General features: G+C 43.4%; 5 protein-coding genes. 2 read left to right on the top strand and 3 right to left on the bottom strand.

All coding sequences use genetic code 11. The annotated features are described in order from the left end of the window. A partial coding sequence (locus EWV84_RS16795; protein ID WP_287078918.1) for an RNA-guided endonuclease InsQ/TnpB family protein occupies positions 1 to 329 on the bottom strand: 329 nt, incomplete at its 3' end. 96 nt (positions 330 to 425) lie between these two features. Here EWV84_RS16795 and EWV84_RS16790 point away from each other — a divergent pair. Next, positions 426 to 1,934, top strand: coding sequence for a helicase C-terminal domain-containing protein (locus EWV84_RS16790; RefSeq protein ID WP_287078916.1), 1,509 nt, complete (start codon positions 426 to 428; stop codon positions 1,932 to 1,934). Positions 1,935 to 1,942: 8 nt separating this feature from the next. Here the strand turns inward: EWV84_RS16790 and EWV84_RS16785 are convergent, their stop codons facing one another. After that, a complete protein-coding gene (locus EWV84_RS16785) occupies positions 1,943 to 3,502 on the bottom strand; it encodes an FAD-dependent oxidoreductase (protein WP_287078915.1) in 1,560 nt (519 codons plus the stop codon). 101 nt (positions 3,503 to 3,603) lie between these two features. Next, positions 3,604 to 3,939, bottom strand: a complete 336-nt coding sequence (locus tag EWV84_RS16780) for a hypothetical protein (protein ID WP_286825681.1) — start codon at positions 3,937 to 3,939, stop codon at positions 3,604 to 3,606. Positions 3,940 to 4,115: 176 nt separating this feature from the next. Between EWV84_RS16780 and EWV84_RS16775 the strand changes: the two genes are divergently transcribed. After that, the coding region (locus EWV84_RS16775) for a 2-isopropylmalate synthase (protein WP_287078914.1) at positions 4,116 to 5,689 on the top strand (1,574 nt) is incomplete at its 3' end.

Below are 5,689 nucleotides of genomic sequence, written 5' to 3'. Positions count from 1 at the left end.
GCACTTCCTCCTTGATGTTTTTTCTTAAAGTTAGGATACTTAGTACGACCAGCAAAGAAGTTAGTGAAAGCTGTTTGTAAATGTCTTAACCCTTGTTGCAAAGGTACACAGCTTACTTCGTTTAAAAAGTCTAATTCTTCTTGCTTTTTCCAATCGGTTAGCATTGAAGAAGTTTGAGCGTAGCCTACTCTTTCTTGTCTTTCATACCAAGCTTGTGTTCTGACATGGAGAGCTTTATTGTAAACTAATCTTACACAGCCCAAGGTGCGCCGCAATAGCGACTCTTGTTCTGGTGTGGGGTAAAATCGAAACCAATAGGCTTTCTCCATATCTTACATTCTAGCATATATCGTGTAAATGCGGTAATATTTAACAGTAAAGCCGTCGTAGAACGACGGGGTTTCAGACCCAAAATTTTCGATGAGATGGTTTTATTAGAAGCAGCGGTTCATTCTTCCCTACGCGCTTTTTTACGGGAACAAGGGCGCTTTTACTGGTCTCATCATCTCACTATGGGGCGACTGGTGGCCAGAGCCTTACGCCTAAAACGTTCCTCTCTCATACAAACTGGAACTACTCTCACCCGTTATTGTCTGAGTTATCTCACCCCAGCTCTTTTAGCTGATACACCTGTTCTAGTTGTTGCCCCAGAGTCAGAAGTAAACCTACTGTTAGAAGTGGAAATCCCCCATCTGCAAGCATGGTTACAAACTCAGCGAGATATCCTCAAAAGTGATCGCTTTCCCGCTAATTTTACGGGTTTACTCCTCACCACACCCCAAAAATGGTTAGAGGATAAATTGGGCAATCTCGGTCATTTTCCCCAGAATATCCCCACAATAATCGATCGAGCCGAAGATTTAGAAACTTGTCTAGTAGATTATCTCACCGTCACCATTACTCCCGAACAGTGGTTCGCTTTAGGGTCAGCATATCCCCAGCATAGAGAGTTTATAGACTTAATTAAAGCACAACTTAGCCAAAGTATTCTTGGTCATCCAATTAATCCCTATAATTGCTATCTTATTGATGCCAAAGAAAAAGAATATATAATTGCTCTCCTGCAACGCTTGGATCAAGACTTAGCCACTGATTCTGCTTGGCAACTTTTAGCGGCAAAAATTCCCGAGCATAATTATCTCCTCTGGACATCAGTAGATCGAGATCGAGAAGAATTTACCCTAAAAATCAGTCCTCTGGAAGTGGCTAGTTTTTTCAAACCAATTTGGCAGCAGCAACCCTTTGTTTTAATCGGCAGTTTTTTAGATAGCGAAAAATCCGCTAATTTATACCGTCAAAATCAGGGTATCGGAGAAATTTTAACTCTAAAGTTTGCAGCTGATCGCGAAAGTGAATATATTCATTTATATCTACCCGATCGCATCAGCGCCCCCAACACACCCGAATTTCAACCGATGTTATTAAAGCAAGTGCGAGAATTAGTTAGTGCTAATCATACCAGTGAACAACCGATCGTGATCCTGATTGAAGATGTTCCCCTCAAGGCACAAATTGCCACCCAAATCGCAGCCGATTACGGTTCGCGAGTGCAAGTGGAAAAAACTGAGATTAATAATAATACTATTCTGGTTTGTGGTTGGCAATTCTGGCAAACCCATCAAGAAAAATTTCCGACTCCCAGTTTATTAATTATCGCTACTTTACCCTTACCATCCCCCGAAAATCCTCTCGTTGCTGGCAAAATTGCTTACTACAAACGACAACATCTCGACTGGTTTCGTGCCTATCTTTTACCCACAGCAGTGAGGGAAATTCAGAAATCTGTCCAGTCTCTCCGGGAGTGTCAAGGTTGTGTGGCTGTCCTCGATAATCGTGTCAACGCCCGCAGTTATGGCCGACAAATTCTCTCCGCTTTAGAACCCTATGCTAAAGTTAATTATCTCGATCAACAATTTTTTCAAGATAAAGATTAAATCAGTTATCAGTTATCAGTTTGCTGTTCACTGATAAAATCTCCCCCAGAGCCATATTTCCAACTGTCTAAATAACGATGGTAAAGATATTTTTGCTTGTCGGGTAACTTTTCTAAAACAGGTTTTAAGGTGGCTGCCAAGGGATATAAACCACTATACAAAGCTAAATTAAAATAATGTCCCGTCCAATCGATAAAAGGACTGATACCTACTTGCGGAATCATCGGTAAAACTAATTGAGGATTAACCAAAGGCAAAGTTTTTGAGAGGGAAGAAAACTGCACCACATCCTGTAAAAACGGTTTTAATACCTCATCTCCCAACTTATCCATTACCCGAAAAACTCCACTCATTAAGTCATTAATTTGATTGGGATTAGGGTTAGCATATATCTGGACACTCATGGTTTTTTGAAATAGCCACGTTACCGATATATTAGGTTGATAGGGTTGTAAAAGGGCTAAATCTTCTCGGTTTAAAGCATCGATTTGTAAAGCTTCCTCGATGGCGAAAGTTAGCCTTTTTAAATGCCTGACCATTGCCCCAAAACCACCAAAACTTACCGGAGATTGACTACCGCTACTATCTCCCACTGCCAGAATTCTTGCCCAAGGCATTTTTAAAGGACTTTGACGATAGGCCGGGAAAAAACCCGCTAGAAAACGCTGAAATTTTATCGCTTCTAAATCCACCTTTTGATACTCCGGCAGTAATCTTAAATACTCCTCCATCAAAAATTCTAAACTAAAGCGATCGGGATGGGTATCGAGATAGGTAAATAAATAAGTTGTCCGACCATCCCTAGCGGGAAATGCTTCCCAAAAGTATTGACATTGGTGCAAGATTGGGGTAAAAGAATAAATCAAATCACCAGTTTCATTACTGGGAAAACCCTGACCGCAACTACCCACCACTAAACAAACTCCATCGGGTTTTTCTCCTTTTCTTGCCTGTTTTGCAATTGGCGAAAAATGACCCATCGCATCGATTAATAAACGGGTTTTTAAAGTTACTTCTCCCGTTTTAACCATTACTCCATCGCCATGAACAATTGCCCCGCTAAACCCCGAATTTTCTAATAACTTTCCTCCCGCTTCTAAAAACTTAGTTTTTAAGGTCTCTAGCAAATAAACCGGATCAACACCGATATTTAAAATATCTCTAACCCAAAGCTCATAACCTTGATAAAATCCCACCCTCGCAGGATTATATTCCGTCGCTATCGCTTGATTTAATTCAGCTTCTGTCAATAAATCTAACTCTAAAAAACTGCTTAATTCTAAACGTGAAATATTCCACTCCTGCTCACGACCGCGCAGAATACCTCTTTCTAATAATGCCACACGCCAGCCCCTAGTTTGCAAAGCAGCCCCGATAAAAATTCCCAAAGTTCCCCCCGCAATCACTAGATCAAAATCCGTCTCTCCTAAAAATTCTTGACTTTGATTAATTACCGTAGGAATAACTGGATTTTCTAAGCGCAAAGCTTGCCAAGCTCGATCGCTGGCTCGCAATTGTTGTAAACTCTGAGGAGATACTCGATCGAGTAAAGATGCAACTAAAGACATAATCTTATATCAGTTATCAGTTATCAGTTATCAGTTATCAGTTATCAGTTATCAGTTATCAGTTACCAGTTATCAGTTATCACCATATCCAGAGGTAAAAACTATTTAGATTGGAAAAACTTTTTCCCTGCTTCAACGAGTTTATTAATATCCTTGAGAGAAACTCCGAAAATCGCTAAAACTCCCGTAAATACTAACAAAAAACCGATAAAACTATTCCGATCATAGAGGAATAAACCCACCAAAACGATAAAATAGGGAGAGAGAATTTTACTAATATTTTCAACTACAGTAACCACCTCTGGCGGGGGAGTCTCAACAAGATTAATATCAGTTTTATCCTGATCTGGTTCGAGATTTTGCTTAATCGAAAACATCACCTCCTGTAGGTCTTTTACCTCCGGTGGGTTCGGTTCTTTCGCTGGTTTGCCAAACATTGTTAACTCCCTCGCCAATTTATCTATATCCTCTATGGTAGCCAAAAAAAGGGCAAGCAGGAAAAGCGCGAGCAAGTCGAGAAATTCTCAGCGTAATTTTCCTTAACAATCCCCTCGGCCGCGGCTGCTATAATCAGAGGAACAACTCCCAAGTTCGTTAACGGTGCAAAAAAACTATGAATACCAGTCCAGACCGTGTGATTATCTTCGATACCACCCTTCGAGATGGGGAACAGTCCCCGGGTGCCGCTTTAAATGTGGATGAGAAGCTAACCATAGCGCGCGCACTGGCACGACTGGGAGTTGATGTCATTGAAGCGGGTTTTCCCCACGCTAGTCCGGGGGACTTTGAAGCGGTTCAGAAAATTGCCGCCAGCGTCGGCAGCGAAGCTGATAGCCCGATTATTTGCGGATTAGCCCGGGCTACCCAAAAAGACATCAAATCTGCCGCCGATGCGCTCAGACCCGCCGCCAAGCCCAGAATTCACACCTTCCTAGCCACATCCGATATCCACCTCCAATACAAACTTAAGAAGACTCGTCAGGAAGTTCTTGAGATTGTGCCAGAAATGGTGGCCTATGCTAAATCCTTCCTTAATGATGTGGAATTTTCCCCCGAAGATGCCGGCCGCAGCGATCCGGAATTCCTCTATCAAGTCCTCGAAAGAGCGATCGCCGCAGGAGCCACCACCGTTAACATTCCCGATACCGTCGGTTACACCACCCCCAGCGAATTTGGGGCTTTAATCCGGGGAATTAAGGAAAATGTCCCCAATATCGACCAAGCGATTATCTCCGTCCATGGTCACGACGATTTAGGGTTAGCGGTGGCTAATTTCCTCGAAGCAGTTAAAAATGGCGCTCGACAGTTGGAATGTACCATTAACGGTATCGGTGAGCGCGCCGGTAATGCTTCCCTAGAAGAATTGGTGATGGCCCTTCATGTCCGGCGCTCCTATTTTAATCCTTTCCTTGGTCGTCCCCCAGAATCCACGGAACCTTTAACCAAGATCAACACCAAGGAAATCTATCGCACTTCTCGCCTAGTTTCTAATCTTACTGGCATGATCGTGCAACCGAATAAGGCGATCGTCGGTGCTAACGCTTTCGCACACGAGTCGGGAATCCATCAGGACGGGGTGTTAAAACATAAACTCACCTATGAGATTATGGATGCAGAATCGATCGGTTTAACCCATAATCAGATCGTTCTCGGTAAACTCTCCGGCCGCAACGCTTTTCGCTCTCGTTTACAGGAATTGGGTTTTGAACTTTCGGAAACGGAACTTAATAACGCTTTTATCCAGTTTAAGGAAATGGCCGATCGCAAAAAGGAAATCACCGATCGCGATCTGGAAGCGATTGTTAACGATGAAATCGATACCGTTCCCGATCACTTCCGCCTTGAATTAGTACAAGTGTCCTGTGGAAATAGCGCCCGGCCCACGGCCACGGTAACGATTCGCAATCCCGACGGTAGCGAGTTATCCGATGCGGCCATTGGTACAGGGCCAGTGGATGCTCTGTGCAAAGCGATCGATCGAGTGGTGAAGATTCCTAACGAATTAATCTCTTTCTCGGTGCGGGAAGTTACCGAGGGAATCGATGCTTTAGGAGAAGTGACTATCCGTCTCCGTTACGAAGGACGCACCTACTCCGCTCACGCGGCCGATACCGATATTATTGTCGCCTCCGCTCGCGCCTACGTCAGTGCCTTAAACCGTCTCCACGTCGCACTGCAGCAGAAGGA

Source organism: Microcystis sp. M_QC_C_20170808_M3Col (assembly GCF_007095505.1).
In the GTDB taxonomy this organism is placed as follows: domain Bacteria; phylum Cyanobacteriota; class Cyanobacteriia; order Cyanobacteriales; family Microcystaceae; genus Microcystis.
Note: the sequence above shows the minus strand (reverse complement) of the source record. Positions and strands in the feature narration are given on the sequence as shown.